The 23558-nt window shown below is 43.1% G+C and carries 20 protein-coding genes and 2 tRNA genes; 3 read left to right on the top strand and 19 right to left on the bottom strand.

Annotated features, from left to right (window positions below; translation table 11 throughout):
* Nucleotides 1–160 precede the first annotated feature (160 nt).
* The 5 genes from prfC to MHO82_RS11775 all read right to left on the bottom strand — a co-directional run bounded on the left by prfC (nucleotide 161) and on the right by MHO82_RS11775 (nucleotide 3925).
* Nucleotides 161–1741, bottom strand: a complete 1581-nt coding sequence (prfC, locus tag MHO82_RS11755) for a peptide chain release factor 3 (protein WP_239184141.1) — start codon at nucleotides 1739–1741, stop codon at nucleotides 161–163.
* A gap of 216 nt (nucleotides 1742–1957) precedes the next feature.
* The gene (gene rimI, locus MHO82_RS11760; protein WP_239184142.1) at nucleotides 1958–2404 is read right to left on the bottom strand and encodes a ribosomal protein S18-alanine N-acetyltransferase; all 447 of its coding nucleotides are present in this window, start codon (nucleotides 2402–2404) and stop codon (nucleotides 1958–1960) included.
* Entirely contained in the window at nucleotides 2394–2792 is a 399-nt protein-coding gene (locus MHO82_RS11765; RefSeq protein WP_239184143.1) for a DNA polymerase III subunit psi, read from the bottom strand. The genes rimI and MHO82_RS11765 overlap by 11 nt, the downstream gene beginning before the upstream one ends.
* Nucleotides 2793–2937: 145 nt before the next feature.
* Nucleotides 2938–3441: an N-acetyltransferase gene (locus MHO82_RS11770; protein WP_239184144.1), complete on the bottom strand. Its 504-nt coding sequence runs from the start codon at nucleotides 3439–3441 to the stop codon at nucleotides 2938–2940.
* A complete protein-coding gene (locus tag MHO82_RS11775; protein WP_239184259.1) occupies nucleotides 3431–3925 on the bottom strand; it encodes an SCP2 domain-containing protein in 495 nt (164 codons plus the stop codon). The genes MHO82_RS11770 and MHO82_RS11775 overlap by 11 nt, the downstream gene beginning before the upstream one ends.
* A 227-nt stretch (nucleotides 3926–4152) precedes the next feature.
* Between MHO82_RS11775 and MHO82_RS11780 the strand changes: the two genes are divergently transcribed.
* The 3 genes from MHO82_RS11780 (at nucleotide 4153) to MHO82_RS11790 (ending at nucleotide 8195) form a co-directional block, all read left to right on the top strand.
* The gene (locus MHO82_RS11780) at nucleotides 4153–6189 is read left to right on the top strand and encodes a GGDEF and EAL domain-containing protein (RefSeq protein ID WP_239184145.1); all 2037 of its coding nucleotides are present in this window, start codon (nucleotides 4153–4155) and stop codon (nucleotides 6187–6189) included.
* Nucleotides 6190–6304: 115 nt separating this feature from the next.
* On the top strand, nucleotides 6305–7306 hold the full coding sequence (locus MHO82_RS11785) for a peptidase U32 family protein (RefSeq protein ID WP_239184146.1): 1002 nt from the start codon (nucleotides 6305–6307) through the stop codon (nucleotides 7304–7306).
* A gap of 10 nt (nucleotides 7307–7316) precedes the next feature.
* Entirely contained in the window at nucleotides 7317–8195 is an 879-nt protein-coding gene (locus tag MHO82_RS11790; protein ID WP_239184147.1) for a U32 family peptidase, read from the top strand.
* An 82-nt stretch (nucleotides 8196–8277) separates the two neighbouring features.
* On the opposite strand, the gene nlpI is transcribed toward MHO82_RS11790, so the two are convergent.
* The 14 genes from nlpI to ftsH form a co-directional block, all read right to left on the bottom strand.
* Nucleotides 8278–9177, bottom strand: coding sequence for a lipoprotein NlpI (gene nlpI / locus MHO82_RS11795; RefSeq protein WP_239184260.1), 900 nt, complete (start codon nucleotides 9175–9177; stop codon nucleotides 8278–8280).
* Nucleotides 9178–9249: 72 nt separating this feature from the next.
* Entirely contained in the window at nucleotides 9250–11388 is a 2139-nt protein-coding gene (gene pnp, locus MHO82_RS11800) for a polyribonucleotide nucleotidyltransferase (protein WP_239184261.1), read from the bottom strand.
* A gap of 333 nt (nucleotides 11389–11721) precedes the next feature.
* Complete coding sequence (gene rpsO, locus MHO82_RS11805; RefSeq protein ID WP_239184148.1) at nucleotides 11722–11991, bottom strand: 30S ribosomal protein S15; 270 nt, start codon at nucleotides 11989–11991, stop codon at nucleotides 11722–11724.
* Between the two features lie 147 nt (nucleotides 11992–12138).
* Nucleotides 12139–13089 carry a tRNA pseudouridine(55) synthase TruB gene (truB, locus tag MHO82_RS11810; RefSeq protein WP_239184149.1) on the bottom strand — a complete coding sequence of 317 codons (951 nt, stop codon included), beginning with the start codon at nucleotides 13087–13089 and terminating at the stop codon, nucleotides 12139–12141.
* Nucleotides 13089–13493, bottom strand: a complete 405-nt coding sequence (gene rbfA / locus MHO82_RS11815; protein WP_239184150.1) for a 30S ribosome-binding factor RbfA — start codon at nucleotides 13491–13493, stop codon at nucleotides 13089–13091. Before rbfA ends, truB begins: the two co-directional genes overlap by 1 nt.
* A gap of 88 nt (nucleotides 13494–13581) precedes the next feature.
* A complete protein-coding gene (gene infB, locus MHO82_RS11820; RefSeq protein WP_239184151.1) occupies nucleotides 13582–16281 on the bottom strand; it encodes a translation initiation factor IF-2 in 2700 nt (899 codons plus the stop codon).
* 20 nt (nucleotides 16282–16301) lie between these two features.
* Nucleotides 16302–17789 carry a transcription termination factor NusA gene (gene nusA, locus MHO82_RS11825; RefSeq protein WP_239184152.1) on the bottom strand — a complete coding sequence of 496 codons (1488 nt, stop codon included), beginning with the start codon at nucleotides 17787–17789 and terminating at the stop codon, nucleotides 16302–16304.
* A 20-nt stretch (nucleotides 17790–17809) separates the two neighbouring features.
* Nucleotides 17810–18265 carry a ribosome maturation factor RimP gene (rimP, locus tag MHO82_RS11830; protein WP_239184153.1) on the bottom strand — a complete coding sequence of 152 codons (456 nt, stop codon included), beginning with the start codon at nucleotides 18263–18265 and terminating at the stop codon, nucleotides 17810–17812.
* A 168-nt stretch (nucleotides 18266–18433) separates the two neighbouring features.
* Nucleotides 18434–18510 (bottom strand) — tRNA-Met (locus MHO82_RS11835).
* Between the two features lie 58 nt (nucleotides 18511–18568).
* A tRNA-Leu gene (locus MHO82_RS11840) sits at nucleotides 18569–18653 on the bottom strand.
* Nucleotides 18654–18665: 12 nt separating this feature from the next.
* Nucleotides 18666–19001 (bottom strand): preprotein translocase subunit SecG, encoded by a 336-nt coding sequence (gene secG / locus MHO82_RS11845; RefSeq protein WP_239184154.1) that lies wholly within the window; start codon nucleotides 18999–19001, stop codon nucleotides 18666–18668.
* Between the two features lie 254 nt (nucleotides 19002–19255).
* Nucleotides 19256–20593 (bottom strand): phosphoglucosamine mutase, encoded by a 1338-nt coding sequence (glmM, locus tag MHO82_RS11850; protein ID WP_239184155.1) that lies wholly within the window; start codon nucleotides 20591–20593, stop codon nucleotides 19256–19258.
* A gap of 79 nt (nucleotides 20594–20672) precedes the next feature.
* Nucleotides 20673–21506, bottom strand: a complete 834-nt coding sequence (gene folP / locus MHO82_RS11855) for a dihydropteroate synthase (RefSeq protein ID WP_239184156.1) — start codon at nucleotides 21504–21506, stop codon at nucleotides 20673–20675.
* A gap of 70 nt (nucleotides 21507–21576) precedes the next feature.
* Nucleotides 21577–23547 carry an ATP-dependent zinc metalloprotease FtsH gene (gene ftsH / locus MHO82_RS11860; protein ID WP_239184157.1) on the bottom strand — a complete coding sequence of 657 codons (1971 nt, stop codon included), beginning with the start codon at nucleotides 23545–23547 and terminating at the stop codon, nucleotides 21577–21579.
* Between the last annotated feature and the right edge of the window lie 11 nt (nucleotides 23548–23558).

Consider the following 23558-nt stretch of genomic DNA (forward strand, 5'->3'; position numbering starts at 1 on the left):
TCAAAACTTTCTAAACCGACTAAAGAACCAAACAAAACTTATACAATACAACAACTTCCAGCATTGTTTATGAATCAAAATCCGTCCCAAATGTTAGAATCTGAACATAAAAAAAGCGAGGGGCTAACCTCGCTTTTCATTAAAACTAAACCGTTAGATTTTAGTGTTCACGTGTCGCTCTGAATTGAACTTCAGGGAAACGGTCCGACGCTAAACTTAAATTCACCATGGTTGGTGCAATGTACGTCAGGTTATCACCACCATCCAAAGCTAAGTGTGTTTGATTCTTACGCTGGAACTCATCAAACTTCTTCGCATCATCACATTCAACCCAACGGGCTGTTGCAACGTTCACACTTTCATAAATGGCTTCAACGTTGTATTCCGCTTTCAAGCGAGCCACAACCACATCAAACTGAAGCACACCAACCGCACCTACGATAAGATCGTTATTATGCAGTGGACGGAATACCTGAACAGCACCCTCTTCCGAAAGCTGAACCAAACCTTTTAGCAACTGCTTTTGCTTTAGAGGATCACGTAAACGAATACGACGGAATAGCTCTGGGGCAAAGTTTGGAATACCAGCAAACTTCAACTTTTCACCTTGAGTGAACGTATCACCAATTTGAATCGTACCGTGGTTATGCAGACCAATAATGTCACCTGCATACGCATTTTCTGCACGGGAACGATCACCAGCCATGAAAGTTACAGCATCAGAAATGCTTACGTTCTTACCAGTACGAACATGGTTCATCTTCATACCTTGAGAGTAAGTCCCCGATACAATTCGCATAAACGCAATACGGTCACGGTGTTTTGGATCCATGTTTGCCTGGATCTTAAAAACGAAGCCAGAGAACTTCTCTTCCGTCGCTTCAACTTGGCGCTCATTCGCTTCACGAGGTTTTGGCTGCGGAGCCCACTCCGTTAAGCCATCTAGCATATGGTCTACACCAAAGTTACCTAATGCCGTACCAAAGTAAACTGGCGTTAGTTCACCCGCTAGGAACAAGTCGTGATCAAACTCAGGGCATGCGCCAATCACAAGCTCAAGCTCTTCACGTACGCTTTCTGCTAAATCTGAGCCTACCGCAGCATCCAGATCCGGATTATCCAAGCCTTTAATAGTGCGTACTTCTTGAATCTCATGGCCGTGGCCTGATTCGTACAAGATCGTTTCATCACGGTGAATGTGGTAAACACCCTTAAACTCTTTACCACAGCCAATTGGCCATGAAATAGGAGAACAAGCCATACCAAGCTCGCTTTCTACTTCATCCAGCACTTCCATTGGATCACGTACATCACGATCAAGTTTGTTCATGAACGTTACGATAGGCGTGTCACGTAGACGTGTTACTTCCATCAATTTACGTGTGCGATCCTCAACACCTTTTGCGGCATCAATCACCATCAAACAAGAGTCAACGGCTGTTAATGTACGGTAAGTATCTTCCGAGAAATCTTCGTGTCCTGGAGTATCTAGCAGGTTTACCAAGCAATCATTGTATGGGAACTGCATTACCGAGGTAGTAACCGAAATACCACGCTCTTTTTCCATCTCCATCCAGTCAGATTTAGCGTGCTGGTTAGAGCCACGGCCTTTTACCGTACCTGCTTTTTGAATCGCGTTTCCGAATAATAATACTTTTTCAGTAATGGTTGTTTTACCCGCATCCGGGTGAGAAATGATCGCAAACGTTCTGCGTTTACCCACTTCTTGTAGAAAAGACATAAGCGTTGATAATCCTGTTAGAGATTTCATATGAGAGGTGAAAGCACATCTCATGAATAAAGATGGTATCTCCTACGCGTGTAGGGGATCATAAAGTTATTTAAACAAGGTGATCATGCAAAGAATTTACATCGGAGCCTCAATAAAACGCGTAAGAGTAAAATGATGGTGTAACCATTTAAGTGGCGGAATTATACCCAAGCTGTACGCAAAAAACTAAAAAAAGATATAGCTCATGATTAAAGCATCTTCTTTCCCTGATACGGTTGGATAGTAATTATGACGGCGGGTGACTTCATTGAATCCAAGAGACTCGTATAAACTGGCGGCTTTTGTGTTACTCTCTCGCACTTCAAGCCAAGCAGATTCTGCTTTCAGTTGCTCGCATTCACTTAAAAAAGCTTCAGTTAGCTGGCGTCCATACCCTTTTCCTTGCTCTGCTGGATCAACAGCAATGGTTAACAGGGTGACTTCCCCAACAATATTTTGGCTATAAAAATACCCAACCAAGCGATCATCCACCAGCAAACCACAATGATGAGCACCACGGCTATTTAAATCACGGATCATAGATTCCGCCCAAGGGTGTGAATGGGCGACTTGCTCAATGCGCCAGACATCATCAAGATGAGCATCAGTAAGTTTGATTAATTTAACGTTCATAAGTACAGATTTGTTGCCAAAGGTCTCTTCGTGAAGCAGTATCTTGTCGCATTTCTGGTAATGATTTCGAATGTAACACTCGACAACCATCTATCGTATTCACATCACAACCTGCAAACCAACACCACACCAAATGATGCTCTGCCAACTGCGCTACCGCTGATTCAGGTAAATAGAGCGCCTGATCGGGCGTTAGCTTCATACTGGCTAGCACTTTACCAAATAACCACGCTTCATGGCTCTGAGGTATTTCAGGTGCAATTAGCAATAATTTGCAACTTTCTGGTAGAGAAATCAGCTCGGGAGCATGTTCAGGATAGATTTCAGGCTGCTTGATTTGCCACGCTGTGATACCAATTTCCTGTAAATATTGCAAATCACGTTGCATGAGAAATTACCTTTCAAAAGGAAAGCGGTAAGAAAACGGCGATAGTAACAAAAGATATGGGTGAGTCCTAGTCATGAGCATAGCAAGGCACACCATAAAGAAGAGCACCTGTTACCTCCAATATCGAGGTAACAAGTTAATACAATCAGAAATTCGTAAATTCGGTGCTGTATTCAATTAAGCCTTGTTTACCCGTTAGCTCATCACCAATCACACTTTTGATCATAAATGCACTGTCAGGCACAGGCCACTGACAACGAAATTGGTGAGCAGCAGCTGACTCAAAACCAAATCGACGGTAGTAATTAGGCTCACCCAATACCACACAAGCCGGGTAACCAAACTCAGCGAGAGACACTAACCCTTCTTCAACCAATTGTTGAGCAATGCCTTGACGACGGTAATCGGCTTTCACAGCCAATGGCGCTAACCCTTGCCATCCGATGTCACTGCCCTCTAAGCTGACAGGACTAAACAAAATATGTCCAACCACTTCGCCTTCGTCAGTGCATGCTACCAGCGCCAAGGTTAACTTGCCGTTTTCACGTAAACTCATAACAAGGTTGGCTTCAGCTTCCGTTTCAAAGGTTTCTTTCAATAATTGATCAACAACCAATATGTCAGCTGGAGCCTCAGTTCTAATGAGCATTAATAACCTCTTGTTTTTCCGGTAACGGCTGCATTCCTTCTTGCACAAAAGCGGCTAAACGCTGCAGTAGCTGACTTAAAACAGTGGGTAGCCCATCTAAATCGACGCTATCCATCAAGTTTTTTACTTCAAGTCCAAGCTCAGTATCCCCTTCAATTTTTAATCGACGTTGAAAAAATAACGTATCAGGGTCTTCTTTCCTTCCTGCGATTAATATCAAATCGTTAAGGCCAGCGCTAAAGCTCACGTCTTCTTGCTCTGAATTGGGCAATACAACCAATTGTTCATTTTGATAGCTAATATACCAGCATAGGTTCACATCTGTTACCGATACTTTTAAACAGCGTCCTTCTAAGAATTCAAAATCACCATCTTCTAGCGCTTCTTTAAACACCAATTTTAAAGCCTCTAACAAGGTTTTCTTTTGCAAAACAAAAGGTGTTATTTGGGCTGGAAGTCTCAAAAATGAGGGTGTTTTTAGCACTAGCTGTCTATGGATCTTCTTAATCACACTACTTTCCGTTAATAATGAGGACTCTATGGCCTATAATTGTAGAATAAGAAATCAAGCCCAATCCTGTTTATAATCAAAAAAGCAGCAACTGAGGGTGGCATACTAGCAATTATTCTCAGTTACGGGTTATAGTTAGCAGACGCTTATAAAAATAAATACATCATCCATAAACAACCGGTCCAGCGGTGAATATATAAATGCCTACTGAGCAACTACAGCATTGGTTTCCTCTCTTAACTGACAATAGCCCCTTCTTATTTGCAGTTTTAGATAAAAACCACAAATATATTGTCGTCAATAATCGTTATTGTGAGATCAGTGGATTAGAACGAGACGCACTCGTTGGCTGCTCCGATCCTGACGTCTTAGGCGAAATTTTTTACGATTCACTGAAAGGGTACTACCAACGGGCACTAGACGGAGAAACCATCGAAGGTGAAATCACACTCGATGATCACCGCTTTGAGACCAGCCTTCACTTCAGTTTGTCACCGCTGCACAACAACGACAGTATTGAAGGGATCATTTTCCACGCCGCCGACACCTCTGAACGTCAAATTCTCGTAAACTCCCTTGAAGAGTCCGAATCCAAATACACCAAGCTCAGTGGTTTACTAACCGATGGTCTCTTCCTGGTTGAAAGCGATCTGATTATTTCAGCCAATGCGGCGTCTGCACAATTACTTGGTTTCGACAAGCTTAACGAGCTATTAGGCGAAGAATTAGGTCGATTACTCATTGATGAAAATACCAAACAGGTATTGGGTGATCGTATTGAACAGCTCAATAACGAAGATGCTATTTTCTGTTTAACTGGCCCACGCTGTGGCGTTGAGCGCCGTTTAAAGATCACGACAGAACAAACAGAACTGCTTGGCTCACCAGCCAAATTGGTGTTAATCAAAGACGCCAATCAAGCTCAGGTTCAGTCCCAGCAGACAGAACAAACTCTCCACCTCGATCAGCTCACGGGGTTATATAACCGACATGGCTTCAGCCGCCGATTAGAATATCTGATCCAAAATGAAACCCCGTTGGTAATGCTTTATTTGGACATTGATAACTTCAAGAACATCAATGACTCCCTCGGCCACCACATTGGTGATCGCGTTTTAAAAGAAATTTCTTTACGCTTACAACGTTTATTACCTGAGCATTCTATTCTCGGCCATTTAGGCGGTGATGAATTCGGGATTATTTTTCCTGAACCAGAACATGAACGTAGCGGTGAGCTTCTCGCAGAACAAATCATCGCACTGATTAACCAACCTTTTGATCTACACCACTTCAGTAAGCACCTTGCTTGTTCCATTGGTACTGTAAAATACCCGGGAGACGGCTCAGACGCACGTATTCTGCTACAAAATGCCGATACAGCCATGTACGAAGCCAAAGAGCGTGGCCGTAATCGCTTGGTTAAATTTCATGATCAAATGAACAAAGAAGCACGTATGCGACTTTGGTTAGAAATTGAACTTCAAAAAGCCTTACAACAAAATGGCTTAGAGGTTTGGTATCAGCCGAAAGTGAGTGCTCGGGATTTTAGAATTAACGGCGCAGAAGCACTCGTTCGCTGGAAACACCCTGTTGAAGGTTACATTAGCCCTGCTCAGTTCATCCCGGTGGCAGAGCGCTCAGGTTTAATCGAACAACTTGGCCGTGTTGTCATGCGCGAGGTGTTCAACACCGTAAAACGTTGGAAACTACAAGGTATTCTACCGGGCCGTGTTGCAATCAACCTGTCTCCACAACAATTTGGTAACCCGCACCTTATTGACTATATGGAGAAACTATTACGCACCACAAATGTGGATCCTGCTTGCATCACGTTTGAGTTAACAGAAAGCGCCGTAATGAGCGATGGTGAACACGCCATTCAAATGCTTAATGCTATAAAAAAATTAGGCTTTGCGCTCTCTATTGATGACTTTGGCACTGGCTACTCTTCTCTGTCTTATCTCGCTCGATTCCCATTGGATGAAATTAAGATTGACCGTGGCTTTATCAGCGAAATCGACATTCTACCTAAACAAATCACCATCATCGAAAACATCATCAGTTTGGGCAAATCATTAAGTATGATCGTAGTGGCTGAAGGGGTTGAAACTCGCCAACAAGCGACTCTGCTTTCCAACTTAAATTGCGATACGATTCAAGGGTTCCATTTTTACCGCCCATTACCAAAACACGAAGTGGAAGCCATCTTATTACAGAATACTCGCCGTAAAAGCTAACTTTTCATCGGTCGTTGTCCTCTAATCCATAAAAAACTGCCTTATATCAAATTAGGGAGCCACAAAGCTCCCTACAATCGCTGGTTACTCTAAAAATAAATAGGTAACTCACAGCATGGAACTTCTTTGCCCTGCCGGTAATTTACCCGCCTTAAAAACAGCCATCGACTGTGGTGCAGATGCTGTTTATATCGGCTTTAAAGACGACACCAACGCTCGTCATTTTGCAGGCCTGAACTTTACTGGAAAAAAACTAGAAAGAGCCGTTCAATACGTTAGAGATCACAACCGTAAGTTGCATGTTGCGTTAAATACCTTCGCACACCCTGACGGTTTTGAACGCTGGACAAAAGCCGTAGATAACGCTGCAAGTATGGGCGTTGATGCACTTATCATTGCTGATATTGCGGTACTAGAATACGCTGCCACACGCTACCCAGATCTGGAACTGCACTTATCTGTTCAAGCATCAGCAACCAATGTTGCAGGTATTGATTTTTATAAGAAAAACTTCAATATTAAACGAGTTGTGTTGCCTCGTGTTCTGTCTATCCATCAAGTGAAGCAACTCTCACGCAATATCACCTCAGACGTAGAACTCGAAGTATTTGCCTTTGGTAGCCTGTGCATTATGGCGGAAGGGCGCTGCTATCTATCTTCTTACATGACTGGAGAGTCCCCTAATACAGTAGGGGCTTGCTCTCCGGCTAAATATGTTCGCTGGCAAGAAACAGAGTCCGGGCTTGAATCTCGCCTTAATAACATTTTGATTGACCGCTACAACACCGGCGAAAATGCTGGCTACCCCACCTTATGCAAGGGTCGCTTTGAAGTGGCTGGTAAACGCTATCACGCGCTTGAAGAGCCAACCAGCTTAAACACCCTCTCCATGTTGCCAGAACTATTTTCAGCTAATGTTGCTTCGGTAAAAATCGAAGGTCGTCAACGTAGCCCAGCCTATGTAGAGCAAGTCACACGAACTTGGCGTTCAGCCATTGATAGCTACCTCGCAAACCCTGACGCTTATCAGGTGCAACCATCATGGAACGCATGCTTAGATAATGTATCTGAAGGCTCCCAAACCACACTTGGTGCTTATCACCGTAAATGGCAATAGAGAACACACTATGAAATATGCCCTTGGACCTCTACTGTATTTCTGGCCTCAGCAAGAAGTTGAACAGTTTTACCAACAAGCCCAATCATGCTCTGCCGACATCATTTACTTAGGCGAGACGGTTTGCTCTAAGCGCCGAGAAATGAAACCCAAACACTGGTTTGAAATAGCGAAAGAGCTATCAAATTCAGGCAAACAAGTAGTCCTATCCACCATGGCTCTTCTAGAGGCTCCTAGCGAAGTCAATGTAATGAAAAAGTACATTGAGAACGGAGACATCATTATTGAAGCTAATGACGTCTCTGCTATTCAGCTGGCTTCTGAAAGCAAAGTGCCTTTTGTGGTTGGCCCTGCCGTGAATGCTTATAACGCCCACACTTTAAACCTCTTCCTAAAACAAGGAATGATTCGCTGGTGTATGCCTGTGGAACTCTCACGTGATTGGCTTATTAAGATCATGAGTCAATGTGACGAGCTTGGTATTCGAGATAAATTCGAAACAGAAGTCTTTAGTTATGGTTATTTACCACTGGCGTACTCTGCTCGCTGTTTTACTGCACGTGCTGAAAACTTACCCAAAGATGAATGTGAGACGTGCTGTATCAAGTACCCAAACGGGATTACAGTCAACAGCCAAGAAGGCCAAGAGGTCTTTACTCTTAATGGTATACAAACCCAATCAGGCTATTGCTACAACTTAATCAATGATTTACCGACCATGGCTAACCTTGCTGATGTGGTAAGGCTAAGCCCATTAAGCGTCGATACTTTTGCTGAAATTGATAATTTCCGAGCCAATGAAAATGGTCAAACCCACTATAAGCTGCAAGACAGTAAACAGTGTAATGGGTATTGGCACCACGTGGCAGGCCTTAATATCGAGCAATAATCTTCGCCCTGAAATACACAATAAAAAGCCGCAGGCAATCGCTGCGGCTTTTTAACCAATATCTTTTAAAGCAAAGCAACGTTTATTGTGTCACTTTTTTCGCTTGAGCCTCAGCTTGTGCTTGCTGAAAAATCCGGCCTAACTCTAACAACGCATAACGATGCTCAACATATTCATACACATTTCCGGCCATCGCTAATTTGTACAACGAGATAGCGTTAGGAAAATCGCCTTCTGCCTGATAACGCTTACCTAAGTAAAAGTAGGCTTCTGTTAAACGCTCCGCTAATAACGTATTGTTTCTCGTTTGCTTTAAAATTCGTTGGAAAAACTCTTGGTCAGAGTACTCTTCCAAGAACATACCAACCAGCTCCCAACCCCATTCGTCATCACGCTCCGAATAAATATCTTTAAGGTTTTCTTTTGCCACACTTGGAGAGTATTCACTTTCAATCAAGTATAACCAAATAGCACGATAGGGATCGGAAGGCTCATCTTGGAAGTGAGCTTGAATATCAGCATGAGCTAACTCATAGCGGCCGCCGTAATACAAAGCAATAGCACGATTACGAAGCGCAAACTGATTATTTGGCGCTAACTCTAGCGTAGAATCAAACGCTTCATACGCTGCATCGTATTCACGGCTCTGAGTATAATAAACACCTAGGATATTAAATACTTCTGCCTGATCAGGTTTGAGAGCTAAGGATTGGTTGAAGTCTAAACGAGCTAAATCACGCAGGCCCAAACTGTCATTTATCAAGCCACGCTCATAAAACATCTTAGCGCGAATATCATCATCAATATCAGAACGGCGCAAAAGCTGATCAATACGAGCTAACTGAATTTCTTGTTGTAAGCTTGGTTGCAACGGCACTGCCATCGCTGGGTAATGCCAATCACCATTATCAACGACAGGCGATGATGCACACCCTGTCAGTGCTAAAGCTAGCCCTAAACCAGCAAGACGAAACCATTTCACCAAAACTTTTCTCCATAAAATAAAAAGGGAGCGATTAGGCTCCCTTTATAACATGCTTTTTAGTGAAACGCGTTAGCCTTGTGGCTGTTCTTCACTTTTCTCTGCAGTATTGTCACCGTTTAATTCAGCCATTGCTTCTTTAATACTTAGACGAATACGTCCTTGACGGTCAATCTCAAGTACTTTGATCTTAACTTCTTGGCCAAGCTCTAGGTGATCAGCCACTTTCTCGATACGCTGATCAGCGATTTGAGAAATATGTACTAGACCTTCCTTAGGACCAAGAACAGTAACAAATGCACCGAAATCAACGATACGCATTACCTTACCTGTGTAGATCTTACCCACTTCAACTTCAGCCGTTAGCTCTTCAATACGACGGATAGCTTCTTTCGCAGCAATACCTTCAGTAGCCGCTACTTTCACTGTACCGTCGTCTTCGATCTCAATCGTTGTACCCGTTTCTTCAGTTAGTGCACGGATAACTGCACCACCTTTACCGATAACGTCTTTGATCTTCTCAGGACTGATCTTCATTGTGTGGATACGAGGAGCAAATTCAGAGATCTCCTCACGAGCACCAGAGATAGCTTCATCCATAACAGTCAAGATGTGCTTACGTGCACCTTGTGCTTGGTTTAGAGCGATCTGCATGATCTCTTTCGTAATACCTTCGATCTTGATGTCCATTTGAAGTGCAGTGATACCTTCGTTAGTACCTGCTACTTTAAAGTCCATGTCACCTAGGTGGTCTTCATCACCTAGAATGTCAGAAAGAACTACAAAATCATCGCCTTCTTTAACAAGACCCATTGCGATACCTGCAACAGAAGCTTTAATTGGAACACCCGCATCCATAAGAGCCAAAGATGTACCACACACAGAAGCCATTGAAGAAGAACCGTTAGATTCTGTGATTTCCGATACAACACGAACTGTGTATGGGAATTCTTCCACAGAAGGCATTACCGCTTGGATACCACGCTTAGCCAGCTTACCGTGACCAATTTCACGACGCTTAGGAGAACCAACAAAACCAGTTTCACCTACACAGTATGGAGGGAAGTTATAGTGTAGAAGGAAGTGATCTTTCTTCTCACCCATTAGGCTGTCGATGATTTGAGCATCACGTTGTGTACCCAGTGTTGCAGTAACAAGTGCCTGAGTTTCACCACGAGTAAACAGAGAAGAACCGTGAGTACGTGGAAGAACACCAGTACGTACGTCTAGAGCACGAACCATGTCTTTTTCACGACCATCGATACGTGGGTTACCAGCAATAATGCGGCTACGTACTACGTTTTTCTCTAGAGAGCCAAGCATGCCGCGAATTTCACGCTCATCTAACTCTTCGTCTTGTGCAAGCAGAGCTTCAACAACATCATTTTTGATTGCACCAACTTGCTCATAACGAGCCATTTTCTCAGTGATCTGGTAAGCATCCGCTAAACGAGCTTCAGCTAGCTCAGCTACACGCTCTTTCAGCTCAGTGTTTTCTGCTGGAGCAGTCCAATCCCAAGCTGGAGTCGCAACTTCAGCAGCAAATTCATTGATTGCGTTAATTACAACTTGTTGTTGATCATGACCGTAAACAACAGCAGACAGCATTTCTTCTTCTGTTAGGTTATCAGCTTCAGACTCAACCATCAGTACTGCGCCCTCAGTACCAGATACCACTAGATCCAGTTTAGAGTTTTCAAGCTCAGTGTTCGATGGGTTAAGAACAAGCTCACCGTTGATGTGACCAACACGAGCAGCACCGATTGGACCATTAAATGGAACACCAGAAATAGACAGTGCAGCAGACGTTGCGATCATAGTGATCATGTCTGGGTTTACTTCAGGGTTGATAGATACAACCGTTGCAATTACCTGTACTTCGTTTTTGAATGCATCAGGGAAAAGAGGACGGATTGGACGGTCGATTAAGCGAGCCGTTAATGTTTCTGCTTCAGAAGGACGGCCTTCACGCTTGAAGAAACCACCTGGGATTTTACCTGCAGCGTAAGTACGCTCTTGGTAGTTAACTGTTAGAGGGAAGAAATCTTGACCTTCAACAGCGTCTTTTTTAGCAACAACAGATACAAATACAGAAGTATCATCCATGCTAGCCATAACAGCTGCAGTAGCTTGGCGAGCAATAACACCAGTTTCTAGAGTGACAGTGTGGTTACCGTACTGAAACGTTTTTACGATTGGATTCACGTAAATTTCCTTCAAATTATTCAGTGATTTCGCCCTATAGACGTACGACGTCACTGATAACATCAATAAATATGATTCAAAATTTTACCAATCGCGACTAGTACAAACACATTCATAGAATAAACATACATGTTACTTTTACGCACGATGTATTTGTTTGTAATAGTCGCGACCAGGAGGCCGACATCGTAGACTGTAAAACTTTAAATCGTTGCTTTTTCAGTCAAATACATCGAGGGACGAATTTAACAGGCGTAGTATAAACTAAAAAGATAGGAAGCGGTATTTAGGGTACAAAAAAAGGAGCTATAAAAGCTCCTTTTTCCTATACAAACTATCTTAGCGACGTAGGCCTAGACGTTTGATTAGGTCTTGGTAACGAGAAAGGTTTTTGCCTTTCAGGTAATCAAGAAGCTTACGACGGCGAGAAACCATACGTAACAGACCACGACGGCTGTGGTGATCGTGTTTGTGATCAGCGAAGTGACCTTGTAGGTGGTTGATAGAAGCAGTAAGTAGTGCTACTTGTACTTCTGGAGAACCAGTGTCGTTTTCGCCTTGAGCGTATTCAGCAACGATTGCTGCTTTAGTTTCTGCATTCAGAGACATAAATCTCTCCTAAATAAAGAGTGTGTATAAAATGTGTCAGCCAATCTCTGATTCAGCCGACACGCGAAGCGCGAATATTACGCACTTATTAAACGAAGCACAAGCAAAAGATCCAAAGCCCTAGTTAAAGGAAAGAGCTCCTGTCTATTACTCTTGTTCTTCCGTTCTAAAAACAACTAAGCGTTTTGGTGCAACACGACCATCATCATCGATCTGACCAATACCAATAAAGGTACGCTCTTCACCTGAAGTCATGCGAACCTGACCTTCAACAGGAGCACCAAAAATTTGCACAGGCTGACCATGAAGAACCATATCTGCAAGCTCAGGCAGCATATTCACTTCTTGTAGATCTTGTACCGCACTGTCCATTGGTAGTAGCAATGGATCCAACAGCTCACGTGGGGCAATATCTTGCTCACGAGCTTGTTCCAATAACTCTTCCAATTGCTCTAACGTTACCACACGATCCATAGGATAATTTGATACCCCAGTACGACGCAAAGAGGTAACATGAGCACCACAGCCTAGCATTTCACCTAAGTCATCAGTAATCGTACGAATGTAAGTCCCCTTAGAACAATGAACGTCCATTTCAACTTCATCACCTTCAAAGCGAATAAGTTCGATGGAGTACACCGTAATCTTACGAGATTCACGAGGAACTTCGACACCTTCACGAGCATACTCGTAAAGAGGACGACCTTGATACTTTAATGCTGAGAACATAGAAGGGATTTGATCGGTCTCGCCACGGAACTTTGCAATGCAACGCTCAAGTTGGCCACGATCAACTTTCACTTCCCGAGTTTCAACAACTTCACCATCAGAATCAGAGGTATTAGTGCGCTCACCGAGCTTAGCAATAACGCGGTAGCGTTTATCTGAATCCAATAAGAACTGTGAAAATTTAGTCGCTTCACCAAGACAAATCGGTAGCATTCCGGTTGCTAATGGATCAAGCGCTCCGGTATGACCTGCTTTTTCTGCAAAGTAAATTCGTTTTACTTTTTGTAAGGCATCGTTAGATGTAATGCCAGTTGGTTTATCTAATAGGATAACCCCATCAACTGGACGACCGCGACGACGACGAGCCATTATTCTTCACCCTCATCATCAGAACGACCAGACTCACCGCGACGACGAGCATCTTCATTAACCACGTTAGACACTAGGTTAGAAATACGCATACCTTCTACTAACGTGTTGTCGTATACGAAAATCACTTCAGGTGTTAAACGGTGGCGAATACGCTTACCTAAAAGCTGACGCACAATATATTCTTGCTCTTTTAATGCAGCTAAACAGCTTTCAGGTGTTTGCTCACCAATGCAAAGGAAAGTAACAAATACTTTTGCGTAGGCCAGATCACGGGAAACTTCTACATCAGAAATAGTGACCATTCCGATGCGAGAATCACGGATTTCACGTTGTAAAATAAGGGCAATTTCTTTTTGTAATTGCTGAGACACTCGTTGAGTGCGGCTAAATTCTTTTGACATACTCTTAATCTCTATAAAAATGGGGGGCTCTAGTGGCCCCCCATGGTGTATTCAAACAACCTTTTGCTTTTTAAGGCAAATTTTGCAATTAGTCGAGTGTACGTTTCACTTCAACAACTTCGAATACTTCAATTTGGTCACCAACGCGTACATCGTTGTAGTTCTTAACACCGATACCACACTCATAACCATTTTTAACTTCTGCAACGTCATCTTTAAAGCGACGTAGAGATTCAAGCTCACCTTCGTAGATTACAACGTTATCACGTAGAACGCGAATAGGGTTATTACGCTTAATAACACCTTCAGTAACCATACAACCAGCGATAGCACCAAGCTTAGGCGACTTAAATACGTCACGTACTTGAGCAAGACCGATGATCTCTTGCTTGAATTCAGGAGCTAGCATACCGCCCATTGCTTGCTTCACTTCGTCAATCAGTGCGTAGATTACTGAGTAGTAACGAAGATCTAGGCTTTCCGCTTCAATTGTACGACGAGCAGATGCATCAGCACGAACGTTAAAACCAAGAACGATAGCGTTAGAAGCCGCAGCCAGTACCGCATCAGTCTCAGTAATACCACCCACACCAGAACCTACAATCTTAACTTTCACTTCATCAGTTGAAAGTTTCAGTAGAGAATCTGCAATCGCTTCAACAGAACCTTGAACATCCGCTTTAAGAACAACGTTAAGCTCAGCCACTTCACCTTCAGTCATGTTAGAGAACATGTTCTCTAGTTTAGACTTCTGCTGACGTGCTAGTTTAACATCACGGAATTTGCCTTGACGGTACAGAGCAACTTCACGAGCTTTACGCTCATCACGAACAACGGTAGCTTCATCACCAGATGTTGGAACACCTGATAGACCCAGAATTTCTACTGGGATAGATGGGCCCGCTTCTGTAATTTCACGACCATTTTCGTCACGCATTGCACGTACACGACCATGCTCAAGACCACATAGAACGATGTCACCTTTACGTAGTGTACCTTCTTGAACAAGAATAGTAGCAACTGGGCCACGGCCTTTATCAAGACGAGATTCAACTACAACACCTTTCGCCATACCTTCTTTAACAGCAGTTAGTTCAAGAACTTCTGACTGAAGAAGAATAGACTCAAGTAGTTCATCAATGTTTAGACCCTGCTTCGCAGAAACGTGAACAAACATGTTCTCGCCGCCCCACTCTTCAGACATCACGTTATGTTGAGCAAGCTCATTTTTAACGTTGTCTGGGTTAGCGTCTTCTTTATCGATCTTGTTTACAGCAACAATTAGAGGAACATCCGCTGCTTGAGCATGCTGGATCGCTTCAATTGTTTGTGGCATAACGCCATCGTCTGCTGCAACAACAAGAACAACGATATCTGTCGCTTGAGCACCACGAGCACGCATAGAAGTAAACGCTGCGTGTCCAGGAGTATCAAGGAAAGTGATCATACCGTTGTCAGTTTCAACGTGGTATGCACCAATGTGCTGCGTAATACCACCTGCTTCGCCTGAAGCAACGTGAGCTTTACGAATGTAATCAAGTAATGATGTTTTACCATGGTCAACGTGACCCATGATTGTCACAACAGGAGCACGAGGTACTGCTGCTGCTTGCTCATCACGATCTGATAGTACTGACTCTTCAAGATCATTATCGTTACGTAGGATAACTTTATGACCCATTTGTTCAGCTACGATCTGAGCAGTTTCTTGGTCAATCACTTGGTTGATTGTAACCATTGCGCCCATTTTCATCATCACTTTGATGACTTCGGTCGCTTTCACTGCCATTTTGTTAGCTAATTCAGAAACAACAATGGTTTCACCGATAACTACGTCTGCTTTTGCTACAGTTGCAGTTTTATCGAAACCGTGTTGCATTGAAGTAGGCTTAGCCATTTGGTTTTTCTTACCACGCTGATTGCGGCCGCCACGGGCGTTTTTATCAGCATTTGCAGGCTTCTTCTTACGTCGACGGCGAGGTTGCTCCTCACGGCGATCTGCGTCATCTTCTGCTGCACGAGCGTGAGCTGAAGTGGTTACATGGTAATCTGTATCTTCCATCTTACTCTTTTTCTGCTCGTCCGCAGACCAGCGTTCTTGGTTAACTTCTGCCATTTTGCGTGCCTCTTCTAGCTGTCGCTGACTTTCTTGTTCAGCTTTACGCTTGGCTTCCTCTTCCTGACGACGTTTAAGTTCGTCGGCTTCTTGCTTAGCTTTTGCATCCGCTTTTGCCTGTTCAGCAGCCGCTTTTTGCTCAGCTTCATCCATTTCTTTGCGTTTAGCTTTTTCTTCAGCGTCACGTTTCGCTTTTTCTTCAGCGTCACGTTTCGATTTTTCTTCCGCTTCACGTTTCGCTAATTCTTCAGCTTCTCGTTTTGCGACTGCTTCAGCCTCACGTTTAGCTGCTTCTTCTGCTTCACGCGCGGCTTTCTTTTCCTGCTCATGAAGTGCTTGTTCAGCTAAACGCTGCTCTTCTTCAAGAGCGCTGCGTTTGACATAAGTTCGTTTTTTTCGAACTTCTACTTGTACATTTTTACTCTTACCGCCACTTCCTGCAACACTTAATGTACTGCGGGTTTTTCGTTGTAATGTTAAGCGAGTAGGCTCTCCCCCCTCGCTATTATCACCGTGTGACTTTTTTAAGTGAGTAAGTAGTGCTTGCTTTTCATTTTCAGAAACAGAGTCGCCATCTTTCTTGGTGATGCCCGCGTCAGCAAATTGCTGAACTAAACGGTCGACAGGAGTTCCGATCTCCTCACCTAATGCTTTAACTGTAAGCTTTGTCATGCTACTCCTCCTTGTTGAAATTAAGCCTCGTCGCTAAACCAACAGATATTGCGAGCAGCCATGATCAATTCGCCAGCACGCTCTTCGGTTAATCCTTCAATATCAGATAGTTCATCGATGCCTTGGTCTGCAAGATCTTCAAGCGTAACGACTTTTTTCGCCGCTAACTTGAATGCCATCTCGCGCTCTAATCCTTCAAGACCAAGTAGATCTTCTGCTGGCTCAACACCATCAAATGATTCTTCTTGAGCTAGTGCAATTGTTGTTAACGCTTCTTTTGCACGGCTACGCAGCACATCCACAGTTTCTTCGTTAAGGTCTTCAATTTCTAGCAACTCGTTAACTGGAACATAAGCAACTTCTTCCAGTGTAGTAAAGCCTTCTTCAATAAGAAGTTTTGCAAAATCTTCATCAATATCTAAGTATTTAACGAAGTTATCAATTGAACCTTGTGCTTCTTCTTGATGTTTCTTCTCAAGATCAGCAACTGTCATTACGTTAAGCTCCCAACCAGTTAATTGAGAAGCTAAGCGGATGTTTTGACCACTACGGCCAATTGCCTGTGCTAGGTTATCTGCTTCAACCGCGATATCCATAGTGTGGTTATCTTCATCAACAATGATAGAAGCCACTTCTGCTGGAGCCATTGCATTGATCACAAACTGTGCTGGGTTATCATCCCAAAGCACGATATCAATACGCTCACCACCTAAATCGCTAGACACTGCCTGTACACGAGCACCGCGCATACCAACACACGCACCAACTGGATCAATACGCTTGTCATTTGTTTTTACTGCGATTTTAGCACGAGAGCCTGGATCACGTGCAGCACCTTTTAATTCAATCAGTTCTTCACCGATCTCTGGCACTTCAATACGGAATAGCTCTGTAAGCATTTCAGGCTTAGAGCGTGTCATGAACAACTGGAAACCGCGAGCTTCAGGACGAACCGCATACAAAAGACCGCGAACTCGGTCGCCAGAACGGAAGTTTTCACGTGGTAGTTGATCTTCACGCAAAATAACCGCTTCAGCGTTATTACCAAGATCTACGATAACCGCATCACGATTAACTTTCTTAACAATACCAGCAACTAACTCACCTTCATTGTCGATAAACTGTTCCACAATGATGGCACGCTCAGCTTCACGTACCTTTTGTACGATAACTTGCTTCGCTGTTTGTGTTGTAATACGGTCAAACGTTACCGATTCGATATCGTCTTCGATAAAACCACCAAGCTCAATAGTTTCATCTTCTAATTTTGCCGCTTCCAAAGAGATTTCAAGCGTTGGATTCTCCACTTCTTCTACCGCTACCCAGCGACGGAATGTGTCAAAATCGCCAGTTTTACGATCGATTTCTACACGGACTTCGATCTCTAACGCGTGCTTTTTCTTTGTTGCTGTAGCTAGGGCAATTTCCAACGCTTCAAAAATTCTTTCACGAGGGACAGCTTTTTCGTTGGATACAGCCTCAACGACAGCCAAGATTTCTTTGTTCATGCTCTAAGCCTCATTAGCCTTTAGAATTTAGGAACCAGGTTGGCCTTTGAAATATTGCTAAGTGCAAAGTGTTCTTCATTTCCATCTACGATAAGTGTGATTGTGTCACCCTCAACGTTTTGGATAATACCTTTCCACTTACGACGATTACCCATCGCCATTTTCAATACAAGGCTGACCTCGTGACTAATAAATTGTTGATAGTGTGCTGCAGTAAATAGTGGTCGCTCAAGCCCTGGAGATGAAACCTCCAAGTTATAAGCAACAGTAATTGGATCTTCAACATCCATTACTGCACTTACTTGACGACTTACTTCTGCGCAAGCATCAACATTAATGCCATTTTCATGGTCAATAAAAATACGTAGAGTTGAGTGCTCACCAGCACGGATAAACTCCAAGCCAACCAATTCATACCCTAAAGCGTCAACGGGCGCTTCAAGCATTTCAGTTAGTTGTTTCTCTAAACCAGTCATTACAACCCCCGGAAACAAAAAAAGGGCCTAAAAGCCCAGTTACATACCCGAATGGTCTATTTCAGATAACAAAAAACCCCGAAAATCGGGGTTTTTTGTTACTGGACCCTGAGTGCTACTTTCGTAGCTCATAACTGATTCTTTACAAAGACATCAATTATGAATATTTGGTTGCGGGGGCCGGATTTGAACCGACGACCTTCGGGTTATGAGCCCGACGAGCTACCAAGCTGCTCCACCCCGCGTCCGAAATTCTGCGAGAAATTATATTCCTCACAAACTACTTTTACAAGTAGTAAATAATGGTGCCGAGAGGGGGACTTGAACCCCCACACCCTAAGGCACTAGCACCTCATGCTAGCGTGTCTACCAATTTCACCATCTCGGCTTTATCTTTTACTTACTGTGGAATATCGCTGTTTTCAGAAACAGGAACATCACCCACTACATCGCCAGCTTGTTCAATAACTTGACCTTGGCTTGGATCAACCCAAGAAGATTCTTCTTTTTTAGTTGATAAGTTACCCAACACTAAGCTAACAACAAAAAATACTGTTGCAAAAATTGCAGTCATTCGGGTTAGAAAATTGCCAGAGCCACCAGCACCAAACACTGTGTTTGATGAACCAGCACCGAATGAGGCTCCCATATCTGCGCCTTTACCTTGCTGAACTAACACTAGACCAATTACACCAAGTGCCGCCACCAGATAAATCACAAGTAGAACTGAATACATTTTTCCACCTATGTTTTAAAATCATTAAGCAACTGAGCCTAATCAAGCAGGCCAGCGCATCCTCTCTTGAAGAGGCCGATGAATACTAGCGAAACATAAATAAGGTTACAAGCAAAAAAGTAAAAAAAATCAATTCCGAAGGCTGAGTGGTGAATATTTCGCCAAATAAAATAGAATTTACTTTTTTGAGTGTAAATAAACACTCGAACATTAAACTGAATATTTAAAATCCGAGTGTTTCAAAAGTATTTAACCTAACAACTTTGCTTCACTGCTTCAGCAATATCCAATGCGTATTGTTGAACTTCTTCAGCATTTTCACCTTCAACCATAACCCTAAGCAGTGGCTCAGTACCCGACTTACGTAATAACACTCGACCATTACCTGCCAATTTGGCTTCTACTGCCGCTTGAGCTGCAATAACAGCTTCTGATTCTAGAGGGTTACTATCACCGCTAAAACGAACATTTTCTAGAACTTGAGGGAACATAGTCATTCCATCACACAGCTCTTTCAAACTCATCCCACTGTCCACAATAGAAGCAATGACTTGCAACCCTGCAACAATAGCATCCCCCGTCGTTACTTTATCAAGTAAAATAACATGCCCTGAGTTTTCCGCACCTATCAACCAGTTGTTTTCGATCAACTTCTCCATGACGTAACGATCACCAACCGCAGAACGTACAAATGGAATACCTAAGTTTTTAAGCGCTACTTCCATACCCATGTTGGTCATTAACGTACCAACAACGCCACCTTTTAACTCACCACGGCGTAATGCATCACGCGCAATAATATAAGCAATTTGATCACCATCAACCTTATTACCCAATTCGTCAACCATGATGACACGATCACCATCACCATCAAATGCGATACCAAAATCCGCTTTTTCTTCAATTACTTTCGCTTGTAGAGCTCGAACATCTGTCGCACCAACTTCCGCATTGATATTAATGCCATTTGGCTCACAACCAATAGCGATAACTTCAGCACCTAACTCTTTAAACACACTTGGTGCAATGTGGTAAGTCGCGCCGTGTGCACAATCAATGACAATCTTAAGGCTAGATAAGTTAAGGCGATGAGGAAAAGTACTTTTACAAAATTCAATATAACGACCAGCGGCATCATTTAATCGAACGGCTTTACCCAGCTCTGCAGACTCAACACAGCTAATTGGCTTATCAAGCTCTGCTTCAATGGCTAGTTCAACATCGTCTGGTAATTTTGTGCCTTCTGAAGAGAAAAATTTAATGCCATTGTCGTAATAAGGGTTGTGCGATGCAGATATTACAATACCGGCTTCTGCACGAAACGTTTGAGTTAAATAAGCAACAGCAGGTGTTGGCATAGGTCCTGTGAAGGTCGCCTGTAAGCCTGCGGCAGCTAGGCCGGCTTCCAATGCAGATTCAAGCATATAGCCAGAAATACGTGTATCTTTACCAATGATGACTTTTTTGGTGCCTTGTTTTGCTAAAACTTTACCAGCTGCCCAGCCTAATTTTAAAACAAAATCCGGGGTGATCGTTGACTCACCAACCTTACCTCTTACCCCATCGGTACCAAAATATTTACGTTCAGCCATCTGTTACTCCTATCTTTATATTCTTATTCCTAACCTACTATTGATGTGTTAGGTAATCATCCATCAATAATTCTATTTCTTAGCTAACGGCATCTAAAGTTGCTCGGCATATTTTAACAACATCGCAAGTCTGAGATACATCATGAACTCGAATTATTTGTGCACCTTTCATTGCCGCAATCGTTGCGCACGCTAAGCTGCCAGACATACATTCTGCTGGCTCCTTTTCCAATAATTTGAAGATCATCGATTTTCGTGACATTCCCGCCAATAACGGTAAGCCTAAATCATGAAAACGCTCCAATTGAGCCAACAACTGATAATTGTGCTCTAAAGTTTTACCGAAACCAAAACCAGGATCTAAGATTAACTGACTTTTATTAATGCCTGCTTCTGAACAAGTTAAAATACGCTCTTCCAAAAAGTCAGCAACGTCTTGATACAAGTTCTGATACTGAGGGTTTGCTTGCATGGTTCTAGGCTGCCCTTGCATGTGCATTAAGCAAACCGGTACATTAGCCTCAGCTGCAACCTTTAGTACACCTGGTTCACGCAGAGCACGTACATCATTGATAAGATCGGCACCAGCAGCCACAGACTCCTTCATTACTTGTGCTTTACTGGTATCAATAGAGATCCAAGTATCAAAGCGAGCATTCACAGCCTCAATAATAGGGATCACACGGTCTAGCTCTTGTTGTAGAGATACATCTGGAGCCCCAGGACGGGTAGACTCTCCACCAATATCAATAAAAGATACTCCAGCCTCTACCATTTTTTCTGCATGGTATAGCGCGGAATCTAAAGAATTAAATTTACCACCGTCAGAGAAAGAATCAGGGGTAACGTTTAAAATCCCCATCACGTGAGGGCGATCTAGAATTAATTGTTTTGATTTACTGGTTAGTACCATCTCAGCATTCTCACTTTGCTATAAACAAAAAAACCCGAGTCAAGCTCGGGTTTTTTATTAGATAGATAACTTACTTATCTTGGGATTGATCTTGTGTGTTCACACCATCAGAAGATTTTTCCGCCTTAGTAGACACTTCGGTTTCAGCGCTTTCTTCAGCTTCTACTGGCTCTGATTTTTTTGTCTCAGTTTTTTCCTGAGGTTTAGAATCAGAATCAGCACTCCAACCTTGAGGCTCGCGAATAACATCACTGCGTTCCATTAGGTCATCAATTTGCCCTGCATCAATGGTTTCATACTTCATTAAAGCATCTTTCATTGCATGCATGATATCCATGTTTTCTTCTAGGATCTGCTTAGCTCTAGCGTAATTTCGATCGATAATTTGGCGTACTTCATCATCAATCAACTTAGCCGTGTCATCTGACATGTGCTTAGTTTGTGTCACACTACGACCTAAGAAGACTTCACCTTCTTCTTCTGCATATAGAAGAGGACCTAGTTTCTCAGAGAAGCCCCACTGCGTAACCATTTTACGAGCAATATCTGTAGCACGTTCGATGTCATTCGAAGCACCTGTCGATACTTTATCAGCACCATAAATCAGCTCTTCAGCTAAACGACCACCGTATAAGCTTGATACCATCGACTCTAAATGCTGACGAGACATACTGACGCGATCTTGTTCAGGCAGGTACATGGTTACACCTAAAGCACGACCACGAGGAATGATGGATACCTTATACACTGGATCATGTTCAGGCACTAGACGACCAACAATAGCATGGCCAGCTTCATGGTAAGCCGTTGACTCTTTAATATCTTCAGACATAACCATAGATTTACGCTCAGCGCCCATCATGATTTTATCTTTGGCTAATTCAAACTCAACCATAGAGACAACACGCTTATTACCACGTGCAGCAAAGAGAGCCGCTTCATTAACTAAGTTAGCTAAATCGGCACCAGAGAAGCCCGGTGTACCACGTGCAATCAATGCAGGCTCAACATCACCAGCCAATGGTACTTTGCGCATGTGAACTTTTAGAATTTGCTCACGACCACGAACATCAGGTAAACCAACAACAACTTGGCGGTCAAAACGACCAGGGCGCAACAATGCAGGGTCTAATACATCTGGACGGTTAGTTGCGGCAATCACGATAATGCCTTCATTACCTTCAAAACCATCCATTTCTACTAGCATTTGGTTCAATGTCTGCTCACGCTCATCGTGACCACCACCAACACCAGCACCACGCTGACGGCCTACTGCATCAATCTCATCAATGAAGATGATACAAGGTGCCGCTTTTTTCGCCTGTTCAAACATGTCACGTACACGAGATGCACCAACACCTACGAACATTTCAACAAAGTCAGAACCTGAAATTGTGAAGAAAGGTACTTTTGCTTCACCTGCGATGGCTTTTGCTAATAACGTTTTACCTGTACCCGGTGGGCCAACTAATAAAACACCTGTTGGAATTTTACCACCCAGTTTTTGGAAGCGACTTGGGTCACGTAAGAAGTCAACAAGCTCTTTAACGTCTTCTTTTGCTTCTTCACAGCCAGCAACATCACTAAACGTTGTTTTAATTTGCTCTTCACTCATCATGCGAGCTTTGCTTTTACCAAATGACATGGCACCTTTGCCACCGCCACCTTGCATCTGACGCATGAAGAAAATCCATACCCCGATCAATAAGATCATTGGGAACCAGGAAATAAAGATAGATGCAATTAAGCTTGGTTCTTCCGGTGGAGTACCAACTACTTTTACATTTTGGTTAATAAGATCGTCTAGAAGCTTCTGATCATTATAAACTGGCAAATATGTTACATAACGTGTGTTATCACGTTTATAAACAGTAATTTCCCTGTCATTAAATTGAGCTTCTCTAATTTGTCCTTGACCAATTTCACGAACGAAAGTGGTGTAATCTACCTGTCGACCACTACTGTCACCAGGGCCAAAGCTCTGGAAAACAGACATAAGAACAACAGCGATGACTAGCCATAAAATCAGGTTTTTTGCCATGTCACTCAAGG

The organism is Vibrio sp. Of7-15, from assembly GCF_022347565.1.
Lineage (GTDB): Bacteria > Pseudomonadota > Gammaproteobacteria > Enterobacterales > Vibrionaceae > NORP241.